We start from the raw sequence: 17465 nt of genomic DNA, 5'->3' as shown, positions 1-17465 counted from the left end.
TTAATCTTAAAAGCAATATTTATTGGCAGCTATCATCTGTTGAGCTACTTTCTGACGGGTATCTTTTACATTAAATGCCTCCATTTTGGTAAACCTGCGAAGTCCTACCATCATTATCCTTTGTTCATCACCTTCAGCAAATGCCCATAAAGCTTCCTTACCGGCCTTCTGAACTGCATCTACCGCCTCTACAAAGTACATACGCATCAGGTTCAGCTGACCTTCACACGCCTCTGCCCCTCTAATACTCACCAGTTTCTCAGTTCTCAGCATTGCAGACTCTGCTACGTAAATATAACTTGCCATATCGGCTATGTTCATCAGGATTTCCTGCTCTTTAGACAAGCTCATCATCAGCTTTTGTACAGCAGCACCGGCTACCATTAAAGTTGCTTTCTTTAAATTTTTGATGATCTTTTTCTCCGCAGCAAATAAAGTGTCGTCTTCTTCCCCAAAATCAGGAATAGACATCAGTTCTGCCGCCACGGCAGTAGCCGGGGTCATCAGGTCCAGCTCACCTTTCATTGCCCTTTTCAGCATCATATCCACCGTAAGCAATCTGTTGATCTCATTCGTTCCTTCAAAAATCCTGTTGATCCTGGCATCACGGTAGGCCCTGTCCATTGGCGCATCAGCTGAAAATCCCATACCACCATAGATCTGCACACCCTCATCCACCACATAATCCAAAGCCTCAGAACCCCATACTTTCAATATGGCACACTCTACAGCAAACTGCTCAGTAGATTTCAACTTTGCTTTTCCTTCATCCATGCCTCCGGCAACCAAAGCATCATAAGCATCATCAATATTCTGACCTGCACGGTAGTTCGCAGATTCTACGGCGTATACCTTTGCTGCCATTTCAGCCAGCTTGAACCTGATTGCTCCGTACTTTGAAATTGGCCTTTCAAACTGAATACGTTCATTAGAATAGTTGACAGCAGTATCTATCACCGCTTTTGAAGCGCCGATCGCAGCCGCAGCAAGCTTAATCCTTCCGATATTCAAGATGTTTACGGCAATCTTAAATCCGTTTTGCCTGTCAGACAGCATATTCTCAACAGGCACAGGACAATCATTAAAGAACACTTGCCTGGTTGATGAGCCTTTGATTCCCATTTTATGTTCTTCCGGATTCATCGTGATGCCACCAAATTCACGCTCAACAATAAATGCAGTCAGGTTAGCATCATCATCTATTTTCGCAAACACAATGAACACATCTGCAAAGCCACCGTTAGTGATCCACATTTTTTGTCCATTGATGATATAATGCTCACCATCCTCAGAAAGTTTGGCCTTAGTTTTTCCAGAATTTGCATCCGATCCGGAGTTCGGCTCAGTCAGGCAATATGCAGCTTTCCACTCTCCTGTTGCCAGTTTAGGGATATATTTATCTTTCTGTTCTTTATTTCCATAGTATAAAATCGGTAATGTACCAATTCCTGTATGTGCCGAAAGTGCCACCGCGAAAGAGTGCCCCGCACCAATTACATCAGCTACCAACATCGAAGTATTGAAATTCTTTCCAAAACCTCCATATTCTTCAGGTATAGAAACACCCAGTATACCCAATTCACCTGCTTTATCCATCAATGATGTCATCAATCCTTCCTCCTGGGTATCAATTCGGTCTAGATTAGGATATACCTCCGCTGCCAGAAAATCACGGCAGGTCTGTGCAATCATATTTTGCTCTTCATCAAATTCTTCAGGAATAAATACATCCTGGTAAAACGTTTCCGTAATTAAGAATTCGCCGCCTTTAATTGTTTTTTTGTCTGTAGTTTCCATACTTGTATAAGATTTTAAAGCATCTCAAAAATACCAGCCGCACCCTGCCCGCTTCCTACGCACATGGTCACCATACCGTATTTCTGATCTCTTCTTTTTAATTCGTTAAATAACTGTACTGATAATTTAGCCCCGGTACATCCGAGTGGATGCCCCAATGCAATCGCACCCCCATTCACATTCAGTTTGGATGTATCTAAACCAAGTTCTCTTATAATGGCTAGCGACTGGGAGGCAAATGCTTCATTCAGCTCAATCAGATCTATCTGATCTAATTTCATCCCTGCTTTTTCCAGTGCTTTCGGAATGGCATAAATAGGTCCGATCCCCATAATGCGCGGAGGAACTCCGGCCACCCCATAGCTTACCAATCTGGCAATAGGCTCCACGCCCAGCTCTTTCATTTTCTTTTCAGAAACCACCAGAACAAATGCAGCACCATCTGAGGTTTGCGAAGAGTTTCCTGCTGTGACACAGCCATCTGCGGCAAATACAGGCTTTAACTTCGCCAGCTTATCTAAGGTCGTATCCGCTCTTGGTCCCTCATCAGTGTCTACCACATAACTGCGGGTTTTCTTTTTCATCTGCTCATCCAGGTAATTCTCGTTTACCGTGATCGGCAATACGCCTGCTTTCAGATGCCCGTTTTTAATGGCTTCTACTGCTTTCTGATGAGAATTAAACGCGAACTCATCCTGATCTTCCCTGCTCACTTGATATTCATTGGCTACCGCCTCTGCAGTTAAGCCCATTCCCCAATACCAATCCGGATTTTTCATCGCTACTTCCGGATTAGGGACAACCTTCCAGCCACCAAAAGGCATCCCGGACATCACCTCCACACCGCCGGCAATGATGCAATCGGCCATTCCGCTTTTGATCTTCGCCACCGCAGTTGCTATGGTTTCCAGGCCCGACGCACAATACCTGTTCACCGTTACGCCTGGCACCTTATCCGTATCCAGTCCCATCAAAGAAATCATCCTGCCAACGTTCAATCCCTGTTCCGCTTCAGGCGTAGCATTCCCTACAATCACATCATCGATATGCTCCTTATCCAAATTCGGAACCGAAGCCACCAGTTGCCTGATTACTTCTGCAGCCAGATCATCAGCCCTGGTAAAACGAAATACACCACGCGGGGCCTTGCCCACTGCTGTACGATATCCTGCTATTATATATGCTTCTTGCATTTCAGTATCTTTTATTAGCCTAATTAGTTTCTTAAAGGTTTGCCTTTGGTTACAATGCTCTGAATCCGCTCTAAAGTCTTACGTTCACCACATAAAGACAAAAACGCTTCTCTTTCCAAATCCAGCAAGTACTGTTCTGTCACTTCTGTAGGTGACGACAAATCACCGCCACACATTACCCACCCCAGTTTTTCAGAGATTTTTTTATCATGCTCAGAGATGTAATGCCCGGAATACATAGTGTTCGCTCCGGCATAAACAATTCCCAATCCTTGTTTACCCAAAACTTTAATGTCTGTACGCTGAACCGGCTTAGTATATCCTGCATCCGCCAGCTCAATTGCCTTAGCCTTCGCATCGGCAATCAACCTACTTCTGTTCATGGTAATGGAATACTTATCCTTCTGCAGATAGCCCAGTTCATAAGCTTCCACAGCTGAGGTAGACACCTTTGCCATCCCTATAGTCAGGAAACGATCTTTTAACACATTTTGTACAACCTGATCGTCTTTAAACTCATCAGAAGCACGCAATGCGAACTCTTTCGTTCCGCCGCCTCCGGGGATCACACCCACGCCGAATTCTACCAATCCCATATAGGTCTCAGCATTCAACTGTACATGATCCGCGTGCAAACTAAATTCGCATCCGCCCCCTAAAGTCAGGTTGTGAGGTGCCACTACTACAGGGATAGATGAATAGCGGATACGCATAGAAGTATTCTGGAACATCCTGATCGCCATATTCAACTCATCCCATTCCTGTTCTACCGCCATCATGAAGATCATCCCAACATTTGCTCCTGCGGAGAAATTAGCACCGTCATTTCCTATTACTACGCCTCTGTAGTTTTTTTCTGCCATATCGATGGCTTTATTAATGGCCTGCAAGGTATCGCCGCCGATGGTATTCATTTTCGAATGGAATTCTACATTCAAAATGCCATCTCCAAGATCAATAATCGAAGCACCGGAATTTTTCCAGATCACTTTATTTGCCCTGAGGTTATCCAGAATGATGAACTCATCTGTACCCGGAACAACCTTATAGCTTTTCGAAGGAATGTCATAATATTTTCTAATGCCGTCTTCTACTTTATAGAATGAAGTATGTCCGGCAGCAAGCATTTCGTGTACCCATGCAGCAGCCTCATGACCATATTTCTTCATTCCTTCAATAGATTCGGCTACGCCAACAGCATCCCAAACTTCAAACGGGCCCAAATCCCATCCAAAACCTGCCCGCATGGCATCATCAATCCGGTACAGTTCATCAGAAATTTCAGGAATGCGGTCCGACACATACTCAAACAAACCAAAGAAAGAGGCCCTGAAAAGTTCACCGGCTTTATCTTTACCTGCCACAAAAACTTTCATTCTATCCTTTACATTTTCAATAGGCTTGGTCACATCCAGCGTCGCAGATTTTACTTTTTGCTGCGGACGGTATTCCAATGTTTTTAAATCCAGCGCCAGGATTTCAGTCTTTCCATCTGCAGATTTCGTTTTTTTATAAAATCCCTGTTTGGTTTTATCACCAAGCCAGTTGTTGGCTTCCATCTTCTCTACATATGCAGGCAGCTTAAATAAATCATGCGCTTTATCGTCCGGCACGTTTTCATACAGACCTTTCGCCACTTTGATCATCGTATCCAGACCAACTACATCTGTGGTACGGAAAGTGGCCGATTTAGGCCTGCCCAATGCAGGACCTGTATATTTGTCTACCTCCTCTACCGTTAAGTCCATTTTCTCTACCAAGTGCAAAAGCGCCATGATAGAATAAACACCTACACGGTTTGCGATAAAAGCAGGGGTATCTTTACATAAAACAGTAGTTTTACCCAAAAATTTATCACCATAATGCATCAGAAAGTCCACCAGTTCCGGTTTTGTATCCGGGGTCGGGATAATTTCCAGTAACCGGAGATAACGTGGGGGATTAAAGAAGTGCGTTCCGCAGAAGTTTGCTTTAAAATCATCACTTCTGCCTTCAGCCATCAAATGGATAGGAATACCAGATGTATTAGAAGTAACTAAAGTACCTGGTTTGCGATGCTGTTCTACCTGATCAAAAACTTTCTTCTTGATGTCCAGGTTTTCTACTACCACTTCGATGATCCAGTCGCAGGCTGCAATTTTGGACATGTCGTCTTCGAAATTACCGGTAGTGATTTTCGTCAGCACCTTTTTTGAGTAAACAGGAGATGGATTGGTTTTCACTGCATTTTGCAATGCCGCATCTACAATGCTGTTTCTTGCACCTTCTTTAGGTACAATATCCAGCAGCAACACTTCGACACCAATATTCGCAAAGTGACAGGCAATGCGCGAACCCATAATACCTGAGCCCAATACCGCTACTTTATTTATTCTTTTGTTCATCATGTTCAATATTTGTATATGCTAAAGTGAGTTTATTCACCTTTTGTAAAGTCGATATCAGGTTATTCTTTTCACCGGTCGTCAGGTTTTTGCTGAGGTAATCATTAAACGAGATCACCACCCCTTTCGCAAGGTGCCTTTTCTCCACACCAAAATCCGTCAGGTATACCTTTACAGAGCGTTTATCACCAGTCGAGGCTTCTCTGTATATTAACCCCAGTTCCTCCATGTTGTTTAACATCCTGGACAGGCTCGTGGCCTTAACCCCAAGCAGACCGGCAAGCTGAGAAACTGCCGTCCCCTCTTTGTCAATATTAATCAACACATAACCAATGGCTTGTGTAATACCAAAACCAGATGCAATCTGGTTGTAGGTGTTGGCCATATTCTGCCACACTACCTTTAAAAAATAATCTACCGTTTCCTGCTGTTTCATCAAATACTATGCTTGCATAACAAAGCTATCGAAATAATTATTAGGATGCAAACATAATTTTCAAATATTTATGTCATAAAAAAAGCCTCCTAATCCAATCAGAAAGCTTTTTAAACCGAATACTATTGTAGACTATAAAAACTATAGATTACCAGCCAAGCGCTTCATCATCCCCTCTCGGGTCCGCACCGCCCTGATAGTAACCCCACTTCGTTCTCAATATGGCATCTACCCTTCCAATTTGTCCGCGTGGTACAATCTTATATCCTTTGGACTGCAGCTTGATCAGTGCTACACTATCTAGGGCGCCATCTTCTATATACACCTCGTCCGGCAACCATTGATGGTGGAATTTTTTAGCGGCAACAGCTGCCTGCATATTCTTTTCAAATTCAATCACATTCAATATCGTTTGAAAAACTGACGTGATAATGGTAGAGCCTCCGGGAGTACCCACCACCATAAACAACTCACCGTCCTTTTCAATAATCGTAGGGGTCATAGAACTCAGCATCCGCTTGCCCGGAGCAATAGCATTTGCTTCGCCACCAACAAGTCCGTACATGTTAGGCGATCCCGGTTTAACAGAAAAGTCATCCATTTCATTATTCAATAAAAAACCTGCCCCTTTTACCACCACGCAAGAACCGTAAGAACCATTTAATGTTGTAGTCAGGGAAACTGCATTTCCATCCCGGTCCACAATAGAAAAGTGCGTGGTTTCTTCATGCTCGTCCATCATCTGACCCTCTTTTATAACAATACTCGGTGTCGCGGCATTCCAATTAAAACCGCTCATTCTGCTTTTAATATATGCCGGATCGGTCAGTTGACCCTGAGGCACTTTAAAATAATCAGGATCTCCCAGATAAGCAGCCCTATCTGCGTAAGCACGACGCTCGGCTTCCACAATAAGCTGAACAGTAGAATCTGTATTGAAACCCCATCTTTTCAATGGGTAACCCTCCACCGATTTGAGCAACTGCAATAAGGCGATACCCCCGCTAGATGGCGGCGGCATCGTAATCACACCATACTCTTTGTAGCTGCCCGTTATTGGCTTACGCCATACGGCTTTATAATTTTTAAGGTCTTCCAGCGAAACAACTCCATTTCCGCGCTTCATTTCTTTCACCAGACTGTCGGCCACCCATCCCTCATAAAATCCGGAATTGCCTTTATTCATGATCTCCTGCAAAGTCCTGCTCAATTCTTCCTGTACGAGCAAGTCGCCTTCTTCCCATTCGTCTGTTTTCAGCAAAGCTGTACCATCAGGATTGAACTGACTAAAAAGCGTCTTCATTCCATTGAGTTCAGCAGCTTGCCTGGTGGTAACAGGGAAACCATTTTTTGCCAGCCTATACGCAGGTTCCAGCAAATCTGCCCAGTCTAGTTTACCATATTTATCATGGGCTGCAACCATGCCTGCTACAGAGCCCGGCACTCCTGCTGCCAGGTGACCATAAAGACTTTTATCTGTAATTGGGTTTCCTGCCGAGTCCAGGTACATATTTCTCGAAGCGTTTATTGAAGCACGCTCCCTGAAATCAAGCGTATTACTTTCCCCCAACGCCGAACGGTAAACCAGGAAGCCACCGCCGCCGATATTACCTGCATTCGGATAAACCACTGCCAGCGCAAATTGTACAGCTACCGCTGCATCAATAGCGTTACCACCTTTCTTTAAAATGTCTACGCCTACCTGCGAGGCAATTGGATTGGCAGACACCACCATTCCATTCCGGTATTCATTACTGTTGTTTTTCCCTAGTTGCCCGTTTACACAGGCCGACAAGAAAAAAACACATAAACAAAACAGTACTAATGCATTATCCTTTATAGTTTTCCGCATCTGCGTAGATCTTCTCTATAATGTCTTTATTTTTTTCCAGAATAACTTTTCTTTTCAGGCTCAATTTAGGCGTCAGCTCCCCGCCATCAATGCTCCATTGTTTAGGAAGTAAAGCAATACGTTTAACCTGTTCCCATTTACCAAAATCTTTACAGGTATATTCTACTATCTGATTAAATTTCTCTACAATCTGAGGGTTCTTCACCATTTCTTCATCGCTCGTATAAGCAATTCCTTTTTTAGCCGCCCAGGTTTTCAAAGCTGCGAAGTTTGGAACAATCAGCGCAGCAGGAAACTTACGGTTTTCTCCCAACACCATTACCTGCTCTACCAATGGGGTTTCTTTAAATTTATTTTCAATGGTTTGCGGAGCTACATATTTACCTCCGGCAGTTTTGAAGATCTCTTTTTTACGGTCAGTGATTTTAAGAAATCTTCCGTTTACGATCTCACCGATATCGCCGGTATGGAACCATCCATCACGATCAATAGTTTCCGCAGTCAGGTCCTCCCTCATGTAATAACCTTTCATGATCGCATGTCCTCTCGCCAATACCTCTCCATCTTCAGCAATCTTGATCTCCATTCCTTCTATCACAGGGCCAACGGTGCCGAACATCGCGTTATCAAAATGATTTACTGTAATCACCGGCGATGTTTCTGTCAGGCCATAGCCCTCAAATACCGGCATACCTGCCGCCCAGAAAATCCGCGCCAGTCTTGGGTTCAAAGCCGCTCCTCCAGAGACAATCACAATGATGTTCCCTCCAAGAGCCTCCTGCCATTTCTTAAAGACAAGCTTGCGGACGATGCCCAGTTTCAAGTTATAAAACCAGCTATTGTCTATTTCATATTTTTCAGCAAGCGCAACAGACCAGAAGAACATCCCTCTTTTAATACCTGTTAATGCCTTTCCTTTTTCCATGATTTTCTCATACACTTTCTCCAATAGGCGGGGAACTGTAGAAAACACACTAGGTTTTACGTGTTGTATATCTGCTACGATGGTATCCATACTTTCTGCATAATACACACCGACACCGGAATACATATATAGATAAACCACCATCCGTTCAAAAATATGCGACAACGGCAAAAAGCTTAGTCCGGTATTGATTCCCTCCGGTAACAGCACTGCAGAGTTTTCAAAATTCTTCACCAGGTTGTCATGCGTCAGCATCACGCCTTTTGGAGTTCCGGTAGTTCCTGAAGTATAGATGAGCGTCAGGATATCTTCCGGCTTTACATCACTTCTATACTCATCTAGGTTCACATCTGTTTTAGCGTCTCCTTCCTTTAAGAGCAAGCTCCAGTGGTCCGCACCTTCAATATCATTAAACGTATAGATTTTTACAGGCGAAGCCAATTGTATATTGACTGCCTGCAGTTTCTTATAGATCGCATCATCCGCAGCAAAGACAACTGTTACCGCTGCATTCTCTATGATAAATTTAATGTCGTGTTCGGCAAGTGTAGGATAAAGCGGAATCTGATACGCACCGATCTGCATGATCGCAAAATCAGTGATGTTCCATTCAGGCCTGTTGTGCGACATTACCGCCACACGCGATTCCTTACCAATTCCAATACTGATCAAGCCTCTGCTCAGCGTATCCACAGTACTGCAAAATTTTTGAGTGCTGTATTTTATCCACTCGCCATTTACCTTACCGCTTATAAATTCTTCCTTTGGAAATTTCTCTAAATTGTATTGAAGTAAATCAAATACTCTGGTTATCGTCGCAGCCATACTTTCAGCTTATATAATTAGGAATTCGGTTAAAAGGGTTATAAAAAAACCATCAACGACGGTGCGGATATGAATCTTTTGTAATCGCCTTTCCCAAACTTAATTAAAAATAACTAAATTATTATCACTGAAAAACCATCTTCATCCAGATTAAATTCTTAAGACATTGAAAGCAACATTCGTCATCTCGCACCAGATAACATCTACATCAGATTTTAAAACCTTGTATAAACTGCCAGCTGGATGATATTGTTATTCGTATTACTAACTGCACCCTTTACTGCCTGATTCATATACCCTGCCTCTACATCCATTTTTTTGCTAAATCTATACCCCGCAGCCAGGTACGCACGATTCTGATCAAAGACGTGCCCATTAAGCCCACTCTTACCCTGAATATTAAAGAACAATTCATTTTGCAATGCTGCAAACGGTCCCTTATCAAACGCATCTTCTTTTTTCTGCAATGGAATCAAAGCCCGCACAAAATACCTTGCCCGCTGGGCAAAAAGGTCGTCATTGTTCGCCCGTTCTATAAAACGCTGCTCCAGCCTAAACCTATGACTGATGTTCACACTACTGATTTTATGCTTATGAATGTATTGCTGCCAGATCCTGTTTTCAGTCAGGGCATTTTTCACTCCCGCGGCCTGACTATAAGTTTGTGTAAAAAGATAGCCAAGCGTCACATCATTTTGTTTATCAATAAAATAAGTAACACCGGGCCTGATCAGCAAATTTCTTACGTCTTCCCAATTGTCCGAAGACCTGAGCTGGAGGTCAAAATGGGCACCCCATTTCTCATTAATTTTGGTGCTGTTCATAAGAAATAGCCATCCTGTATTTTGATGGGTGGTCTGAGCCAGCACCTTGGTGCTCAACAGGCACGACAGTGCCGCAATAAAAAGTAGTCGCTTCATAACTTATAATTTTGTCTCTCTCCGCTAAAATAAAAAGATTATAGTAAACCGCAACTCTGGATAAGGACTACTTGCAATACCTGATATAAATAATTAAGTTTATTGCATGGAACTGACCGAAAAACTGGGCCTTGCCTTAGAACAATTCGCCGGGCTGAGCAAGCAGGATTTTGAACTTTCTGTACCTTTCTGGAAAACCATACATTACAAAAAGGGAGATTTTTACAATCAGCAAAAGTCAGTTTGCAAATACCTGGGTTTTGTAGTAGAAGGCGTGTTCCGTTCCTACATCATAGACGAGAAAACAGGGGAAGAAAAGAACATTTTCTTGTTTTCCGGCAATCAGTTTGTTGTTTCTTTCAAAAGTTTTATCCAGCAAATCCCATGCGACTATCATACCACCGCGTTAACTCCCGCGTCTGTAATCCATATTCACATTGCAGACCTGTTAAAACTTTATCAGCAATCGCATAAATGGGAGAGTTTTGGCAGGCTGCTCGCGCAGGAAGCCTTTAATGTGGCGATGGCACGTACAGAAAGTTTTCTCTTTCAAACACCTGAAGAACGTTACCTAAATCTGATCAAAGATTATCCTGACATCTTCAATGCAGTTCCTTTATACCATATCTCTTCTTATCTGGGGATTCAGGGTCCCTCATTAAGCAGGATCCGCAAAAGACTTTCACACAGATGATGCGATTTTAACCTGGGTTAAACTTTTACTGCTGCTTACTCCCCAACTTTGTATCGTTAGTTCATCTTAAACACTAAAAAAATGATACAGTCAAAAACCATTATTCTGATTCACGGTCTGTTTGTCAACAATACCAGCTGGGCCGCATGGAAAGCCTTTTTTGAACAAAAAGGATACACCGTTTATACGCCTGCCAATCCCGGACATGAAGGAAATCCAGAAGCATTGAGAACCCATATTCATCCAGAGCTCACACAAACCAGCTTTGAGGATGTGGTAAACAACATCATTAAACTGATCGATACGCTTCCTGAAAAGCCAATTGTAATAGGCCATTCACTAGCCGGACTAGTTGTACAAAAACTGGTGGAATTAGACAAAGCGGCAGCAGGCATCAGCATAGATGGAGCTCCTCCAAAAAATGTACTGGCACCATGGTCTACCATCAAAATTGTTTACCCGGTTGTCGATTTTTTCAAAGGAAATTCTGCCTTTATGGGGAGTAAGAGCTGGTACCAAAAAGCATTCTTCAACAATATGTCACTGGCCGAAAGCAACAGGGCCTTTGAAGAAATAGCAGTGCCGGAAAGCAGAAAAATAGCCAGAGATACTTTATTAAAATCATTTGCTAACGTTGATTTCAACAAAAAACATCAGCCATTGTTATTCATAGCCGGAGAACAAGACACTATTTTTTCTCCTAAACTTACCCGTAAAATTGCTGGCAGATATAAAGCACCTGAAAGTATTGTCGACTACAAAGAATTCAAAGGGCGAAGTCATTTTATAGCTGGACAGAAAGGCTGGGAAGAGGTAGCTGAACATATTGACCAATGGATCAGGGAAAAGTAATGGGTGCCATTTTTTTATCCGCAGTATATTGATTAAAATTGTTTAAAACATTTATATCCGTCATTCACAATGGCGTACCAAACCTTATGATGAAATACATACTTCTGATGTCCGTATTATTAAACTGCACACTGGTCACTCAGGCACAGCAAAAAACTACCGGATTAGTTCGTTACAGTGACTTTGGTGCCAAAGGTGATGGAAAGACTGATGATATAGATGCTATTGCCGAGGCCCATGCTTTTGCCAACCTGCATGGTCTTCCAGTCAAAGCAGACTCCGGAGCCACCTACTACATCGGAGGTAAAGACCGCACGGCGTTCATCCAAACGGACACTGATTTCGGAACCGCGGCTTTCATCATTGATGATACCGATGTAAAAAATCGCGACGCGTCTGTTTTCACAGTAAGTTCAAGCCAGAAACCCTTTAAACCGGAAACTATTTCCTCGATAAAGCGGAACCAGCAAAAGGTCAGCCTGCCTTTACCAGGTCCATGTTTAATTACAGTCACGAATTCCAACCTAAAGCAATACGTCCGGTTTGGACTAAACCAAAACAAGGGCTCTTCGCAGACAGATATTTTTGTTGTGGACAAAAATGGCAATGTAGACATGAACGCTCCAATCATCTGGGACTTTAAACAGATCACAGACATCACCGCCCTACCCATCGATGAGCATCTTTTGAAGATCACCGGCGGCCATTTCACCACAATTGCCAATAAAGCCGAATCAAAATACACCTATTATAACCGAAATATTGCGGTCAGGCGATCACATGTACTTATTGAAGGTCTTCAACACCACATCAAGGGCGAAGGAGAACAGGGTGCGCCATACGGAGGCTTTATCAACATCGCCAACTGCGCTTATATAACGGTAAAAAACACCGTCCTAACCGGACACAAGACTTACAGTACCATCGGTGCAGCGGGCAAGCCTGTTTCAATGGGCACCTATGACCTTTCCGTCAACCATGCAGTCAATGTGTCTTTCGTAAATTGCAGCCAAACCAATGACATCGACGACAACAAGTACTGGGGTATCCTGGGATCAAACTTTTGCAAAAACCTGCTTTATGACAGTTGTACACTCTCCAGGTTCGATGCCCACCAGGGAGTTGCGAATGCCACTATCCGCAACTCAATCCTCGGACATATGGGCATCAATGCCATCGGCAGCGGACTCCTGACCATCGAAAATTCTACCGTCCGCGGGCGGAGTTTTGTGAATCTGCGTCCTGACTATGGCAGTACATGGCAGGGAGAGCTGGTGATCCGGAACTGTATATTTATACCGGCAGGCGGCAAGTCTATCAGTGCCTCTCTGATCAGCGGTTCTTATTCAGGTCAGCATAATTTCGGTTATACCTGTTATATGCCGAAGCGGATCACCATCGAAAATCTTCAGATTGACGATTCCAGGCATCCCGACAATTACCAGGGAATTGCTATTTTCACCAATTTCAATCCGGAAATGAAAGATAATACCTATCAGGAAAAGTTTCCCTATGTCAAAACCAATGAAGTCATCCTCAGGAACGTCACAACTGCCAGCAAGAAAGCGGTGAGGATCAGCGACAATCCGTTCATGTTCAAGGATGTAAAGGTCAAGACTAATTAAGAACAAACATATATCCCTTCTATTCCATAAATTCTAAATTTGATACCAAATAAGATTTACCGAAATTTGCGGGATCATGTGTCACTCTGCCTTTAATGGATTTCCATTTCAAAACAGGCATTGGATTGCCTGGCCTATACCCTTTTATCCTCTGTAGATAGTCTTCGTAATACGCCCACATCTCGGCTAACTTCTCCGAAATTGCCGGTGTTGCAGGGGTTAGTTTAACTTTTCCCTGGAAATCATATAAGCCGTCTTTTTTCTCCAGCATGATACCCGGAGAACCCCAACCTCTGTAAATTAGCTCAATAACAAAAGAATCATTTCCGGTGTATCGTTCTTTACTAAGTACTTTTACCAGTTCAAGCCAATAAGAGGGTCCGTCCTGCGGAGGCACATCAGGAGCAACCATTCTTGCTTTAACTCTGTAATTGTATCCCGGCTCACGATCTGTAAAGGAATAAACACCACCAATATCCATTTTTTTCTGAGGGAGCAGCGTCAACAGGTCATCAGTAGCAGCATAACGGTGACTGACCAGGACTTCTACTTCCTGTCCATCCTTTAAATTCCAGGGACCGTGAGTTTTTTCTTTGGAGCAGCCAGCAAGTAATAATCCTGCGATTAATAGATAAATGATCTTCATATTTGTCTAAGGTTAATTTACAATTAAACGAGTTTTATGACCCTAACGCTACATGGTTCCTAGCTCATCACAGGCTTCGTTTACTACTTTCAATAGCGATGAACTCCGGCAAATAATCAGGAGTACACCCTTTTGACACCATTTTACCTTTGTAAAGCCCCGTTTTCTCGCCTATAGCAATACAGCGTACGCGGTATTTTTTATCATATATACCTATCCAGCCTGCAGTAAAATTCATGGCCCACTGCACTTCGGGTACCTCACTGGCTATGCTAGCTTCAATTGCAGAAAGCAAGTATTCAGTATTGTCAGGCGAAACTTGCCCCAGCCATCTCAACCGCGCTTGGTAATACCAGAAGACCCTCCTTTGGAGAGGCGAAGGGCTGTTTTCCCAGGATTCAATCGATGTAATGATTTTCTTGTTTTTGGTAAATTGATTGGCCATGAGCCAGTCTGTCAATTGATTTCGCTCGTTAAGCGGGTGCTCCTGAATATCCCTATCCAGTTTATCGATCACCTCTTGCGTAAGAACTTTATTGTCCATAATTAAGATGGCCAACTGCCTGGGCAGGAAATCGCCACTGCTCCAAAGTTCAATAGCCAGGGCATGATCCATCTTGATTTCCTTTGCCAACTTGCGCAGGTCGCCAAGTTTGGTCTTACTATTGATTTGTTCCAGGAGTTGTTCTGCTTTTGATGAATATTGCATATCAATCTTTCTGCTCTTATGATGTGGCATAAGTTACGAATTTCTATTTTAACCTTTATCCTACCGATGAGGGGTAACAAAATCTGGTCTTGATTGATATACCTGTAAACAACCATAAATTAACATTTAAAATCAAGATTATGAAATCTATACTACCAGCTATTATCCTGTCACTGATCAGTGCAGTTGCTATCGCCCAATCACCTGTTCAAAAACAAAATCAAGAACCAGTAAAACCTCAAACCCAACCCCTGGCACCAGCACAAGCCGTATCTTCAGTAGGTAAACTTGCCGGAGCCGGTGGTGGTGCAGCAGCTGCTTCCTATGCCGCGACCGGCAGAGTGACCGCCCCAACAGCAAATCCTGCTGATAGCACTAAAAACGCGGCACAAAGAAGAAGAGTTGAAGTTTTAAAGAGCAATAAGACAGGGGATCCAAATGCTATTACGCTTAACCCGCTTTATGAATCACAAGGCCTCAGTGGACAAAACCCAGCAGCGAGGTCTATTAATGAATCTGGCGTATCTGTCAAATCAGATAGCAAACCAAAAAAGAAGTAGCCTCTATTATAATTTGATAAGATAGCCCGGAGAAATGTGCTCCGGGCTATCTTTATGTAGTTTGCGGCTAGTATAAGGCGTTCAGTATTGTTCAATGAGATTAATGGATTTTACCCCTATTCCTTCTTTCAGTAATATCCTCGATGGCCAGCAAAATACGGTCTTTGAATTTGCCCTCCAACTCTACCCGGTGTGCATTGAGCAGCATCAGCTTGCGTCCAATATGCGGAAACTCATGCTCCACCTCATAATCCAGAACGGGGTTATTGGTAGGCAGAATATCCTCCATCATCTTTTTCAATTCCGGAATATCCCACTGCCCGTTACCCAAGTCATACAACAATTTGCCCTTAGTCTAATTCGCGCTCAGCACCTTATAATTCTTATCCATCACGATCAGGCTCTCCCTGATCGTCTCCACAATGCTGGATAAGTATTCTTCACTTTCCGGAAGCATATTGGTACGGTCGGTTACTTTCTCTTCTGTCTCCTTGTACTGCTGTTCCAGTTCCTGCTCTGCTCTAACCCTTTCGGAAATGTCGTTTTGTATCCCGATGAAATGCGTGACCTCATTTAGGTCATTCTTTACCGGTGATAAGTATAGCTCATTATGAAATAGTTTCTGCTCTTTGGTATAATTGCGGATCTTAACCACGCAGCTTTCCCCGGCATCGATAGCTTCTCTAATGTAAAAACGGGCTTGTTGAGTCCGGTCCTGACTTTGCAGGAAGTGACAATTCCGTCCAATAATCTCCTCCCTGCTGTAACCTGATTGCTCAAAAGCCGGATTACAATAAATAATCGGGTTGTCGGCAATAAATTGTCGGTGATCACAATTCCCGTATTCGTTGCTTCCAGTACAGTGACAAGCAGCATCGGATCCAGATTGTTTTGTTTAATGGTATTAGGCAAAAAAATTTCTATAATAAACGCAAATACATCAGGTTTGTTTGGTCAATCCATTGTGATATCTCCACAATCTATTTAAAATCAATGATTTTATACTATTCTCTGGAATTAGAAAATCTTCCCTTTGCATAAACGATAACTATGAAACTGATACATAAGGCCTGGCTGATTGCAGCCATACAGATGCTAACATCGACACCTAACACCGCACAAGAACATTCAACGATCATTATCAAATCACAAAAGGAGAAAAAAATGGAAATCATACCAACCAACAAGCCGCTGACTAAAAAATACCAAATCATTAATGGCTACAAAATGGCCTACCATGATGAAGGTAAAGGTGATCCAATTATCTTTCTCCATGGAAATCCGGCATCAAGTTATATATGGAGAAACATTATCCCGTATGTTCAGGACGCAGGGCGCTGCATCGCCCCAGACTTGATGGGCATGGGCGACTCTGATAAGTTCGCTAACCCAGCAGACCATACCTTTCTGAATAATGAAAAATACCTTGACGAACTTTTCAACCGCCTTGGCCTTCAGCAAAACATTACTTTTGTTGTGCATGACTGGGGTGCTCCACTCGCTTTTTATTGGGCAAGGAATCACCCAGGAGCAGTAAAAGGAATTGTCTATATGGAAGCCCTCACAAGATCTCGCTCCTGGGAAGAAGTGCCAGGAGCGGCCCGGGAAACCTTTCAAAAACTACGTACAAAACAAGGCGAGAAAATGGTGCTCCATGAAAATTCTTTCATCGAGTTTAATTTGCCAAAAACTATTTTACGCAGCCTTTCGCAGCCGGAAATTGCCGAATACAGACGGCCTTTTCTTGAGCCGGGCGAGGACAGACGTGCGATGCTCAACTGGGCCCGTCAGTTGCCAATAGGCGGAGAACCCACAGAAATTATTAAGATTATACATCAAAATAGCAGTTGGCTTGCAGAAAGCAGTATCTCTAAATTATTCATTGAAGCCAGTCCCGGTACTTTAGCCGATAATGAAAAAAAGGCCTGCTTGCGCTGTCCAAATCAAACCCATATAATTGTCAAAGGACATCATAACTTACAGGAAGATTCAGCAGAAGAAATCGGCAGAGCGATTTGGAAATGGTTGCGCTTACCTAAGTAAATTT

Annotated in this window: 16 protein-coding genes; 5 read left to right on the top strand and 11 right to left on the bottom strand. The window is 43.1% G+C overall.

The genetic code is table 11. The features are described 5' to 3' along the window. Positions 1 to 6 precede the first annotated feature (6 nt). The 7 genes from FA047_RS17045 to FA047_RS17015 all read right to left on the bottom strand — a co-directional run bounded on the left by FA047_RS17045 (position 7) and on the right by FA047_RS17015 (position 10332). Complete coding sequence (locus FA047_RS17045) at positions 7 to 1797, bottom strand: acyl-CoA dehydrogenase family protein (protein ID WP_136837287.1); 1791 nt, start codon at positions 1795 to 1797, stop codon at positions 7 to 9. Positions 1798 to 1811: 14 nt separating this feature from the next. Then, positions 1812 to 2990, bottom strand: coding sequence for an acetyl-CoA C-acyltransferase (locus tag FA047_RS17040; RefSeq protein ID WP_136837286.1), 1179 nt, complete (start codon positions 2988 to 2990; stop codon positions 1812 to 1814). A gap of 23 nt (positions 2991 to 3013) precedes the next feature. Further along, the gene (locus FA047_RS17035; RefSeq protein WP_205943345.1) at positions 3014 to 5374 is read right to left on the bottom strand and encodes a 3-hydroxyacyl-CoA dehydrogenase/enoyl-CoA hydratase family protein; all 2361 of its coding nucleotides are present in this window, start codon (positions 5372 to 5374) and stop codon (positions 3014 to 3016) included. Continuing rightward, positions 5355 to 5810 (bottom strand): MarR family winged helix-turn-helix transcriptional regulator, encoded by a 456-nt coding sequence (locus FA047_RS17030; RefSeq protein WP_136837284.1) that lies wholly within the window; start codon positions 5808 to 5810, stop codon positions 5355 to 5357. The genes FA047_RS17035 and FA047_RS17030 overlap by 20 nt, the downstream gene beginning before the upstream one ends. A gap of 148 nt (positions 5811 to 5958) precedes the next feature. Continuing rightward, entirely contained in the window at positions 5959 to 7662 is a 1704-nt protein-coding gene (gene ggt / locus FA047_RS17025; protein ID WP_136837283.1) for a gamma-glutamyltransferase, read from the bottom strand. Continuing rightward, the gene (locus tag FA047_RS17020; protein WP_136837282.1) at positions 7640 to 9412 is read right to left on the bottom strand and encodes an AMP-dependent synthetase/ligase; all 1773 of its coding nucleotides are present in this window, start codon (positions 9410 to 9412) and stop codon (positions 7640 to 7642) included. Before FA047_RS17020 ends, ggt begins: the two co-directional genes overlap by 23 nt. Before the next feature lie 215 nt (positions 9413 to 9627). Next, positions 9628 to 10332 (bottom strand): DUF2490 domain-containing protein, encoded by a 705-nt coding sequence (locus FA047_RS17015; RefSeq protein WP_136837281.1) that lies wholly within the window; start codon positions 10330 to 10332, stop codon positions 9628 to 9630. Positions 10333 to 10438: 106 nt separating this feature from the next. On the opposite strand from FA047_RS17015, the gene FA047_RS17010 reads away from it, so the two are divergent. The 3 genes from FA047_RS17010 to FA047_RS17000 all read left to right on the top strand — a co-directional run bounded on the left by FA047_RS17010 (position 10439) and on the right by FA047_RS17000 (position 13503). After that, positions 10439 to 11026: a Crp/Fnr family transcriptional regulator gene (locus tag FA047_RS17010; RefSeq protein WP_136837280.1), complete on the top strand. Its 588-nt coding sequence runs from the start codon at positions 10439 to 10441 to the stop codon at positions 11024 to 11026. Between the two features lie 81 nt (positions 11027 to 11107). Further along, the gene (locus tag FA047_RS17005; protein WP_136837279.1) at positions 11108 to 11878 is read left to right on the top strand and encodes an alpha/beta hydrolase; all 771 of its coding nucleotides are present in this window, start codon (positions 11108 to 11110) and stop codon (positions 11876 to 11878) included. A gap of 86 nt (positions 11879 to 11964) precedes the next feature. After that, positions 11965 to 13503 carry a hypothetical protein gene (locus FA047_RS17000; RefSeq protein WP_136837278.1) on the top strand — a complete coding sequence of 513 codons (1539 nt, stop codon included), beginning with the start codon at positions 11965 to 11967 and terminating at the stop codon, positions 13501 to 13503. A gap of 19 nt (positions 13504 to 13522) precedes the next feature. Here FA047_RS17000 and FA047_RS16995 read toward each other — a convergent pair whose 3' ends face one another. Together FA047_RS16995 and FA047_RS16990 are read right to left on the bottom strand one after the other, a co-directional pair. Next, positions 13523 to 14149 (bottom strand): hypothetical protein, encoded by a 627-nt coding sequence (locus FA047_RS16995; RefSeq protein WP_136837277.1) that lies wholly within the window; start codon positions 14147 to 14149, stop codon positions 13523 to 13525. Between the two features lie 67 nt (positions 14150 to 14216). Further along, positions 14217 to 14888: a DNA alkylation repair protein gene (locus tag FA047_RS16990; protein ID WP_136837276.1), complete on the bottom strand. Its 672-nt coding sequence runs from the start codon at positions 14886 to 14888 to the stop codon at positions 14217 to 14219. A 110-nt stretch (positions 14889 to 14998) separates the two neighbouring features. Between FA047_RS16990 and FA047_RS16985 the strand changes: the two genes are divergently transcribed. Further along, entirely contained in the window at positions 14999 to 15418 is a 420-nt protein-coding gene (locus FA047_RS16985; RefSeq protein ID WP_136837275.1) for a hypothetical protein, read from the top strand. Between the two features lie 100 nt (positions 15419 to 15518). On the opposite strand, the gene FA047_RS20915 is transcribed toward FA047_RS16985, so the two are convergent. Beyond that, a complete protein-coding gene (locus FA047_RS20915) occupies positions 15519 to 15749 on the bottom strand; it encodes a hypothetical protein (RefSeq protein WP_225872771.1) in 231 nt (76 codons plus the stop codon). Positions 15750 to 15773: 24 nt separating this feature from the next. Beyond that, positions 15774 to 16169: a PAS domain S-box protein gene (locus FA047_RS20910; RefSeq protein ID WP_394347598.1), complete on the bottom strand. Its 396-nt coding sequence runs from the start codon at positions 16167 to 16169 to the stop codon at positions 15774 to 15776. Between the two features lie 299 nt (positions 16170 to 16468). Here FA047_RS20910 and FA047_RS16975 point away from each other — a divergent pair, with 299 nt between their 5' ends. Continuing rightward, positions 16469 to 17461, top strand: a complete 993-nt coding sequence (locus FA047_RS16975; protein ID WP_205943338.1) for a haloalkane dehalogenase — start codon at positions 16469 to 16471, stop codon at positions 17459 to 17461. The last annotated feature ends 4 nt before the right edge of the window (positions 17462 to 17465 follow it).

The organism is Pedobacter frigoris (genome assembly GCF_005116445.1).
Classification (GTDB): domain Bacteria; phylum Bacteroidota; class Bacteroidia; order Sphingobacteriales; family Sphingobacteriaceae; genus Pedobacter; species Pedobacter frigoris.
The sequence above is the reverse complement of the archived record's forward strand: the minus strand, read 5'-3'. Positions and strand labels throughout refer to the sequence as shown.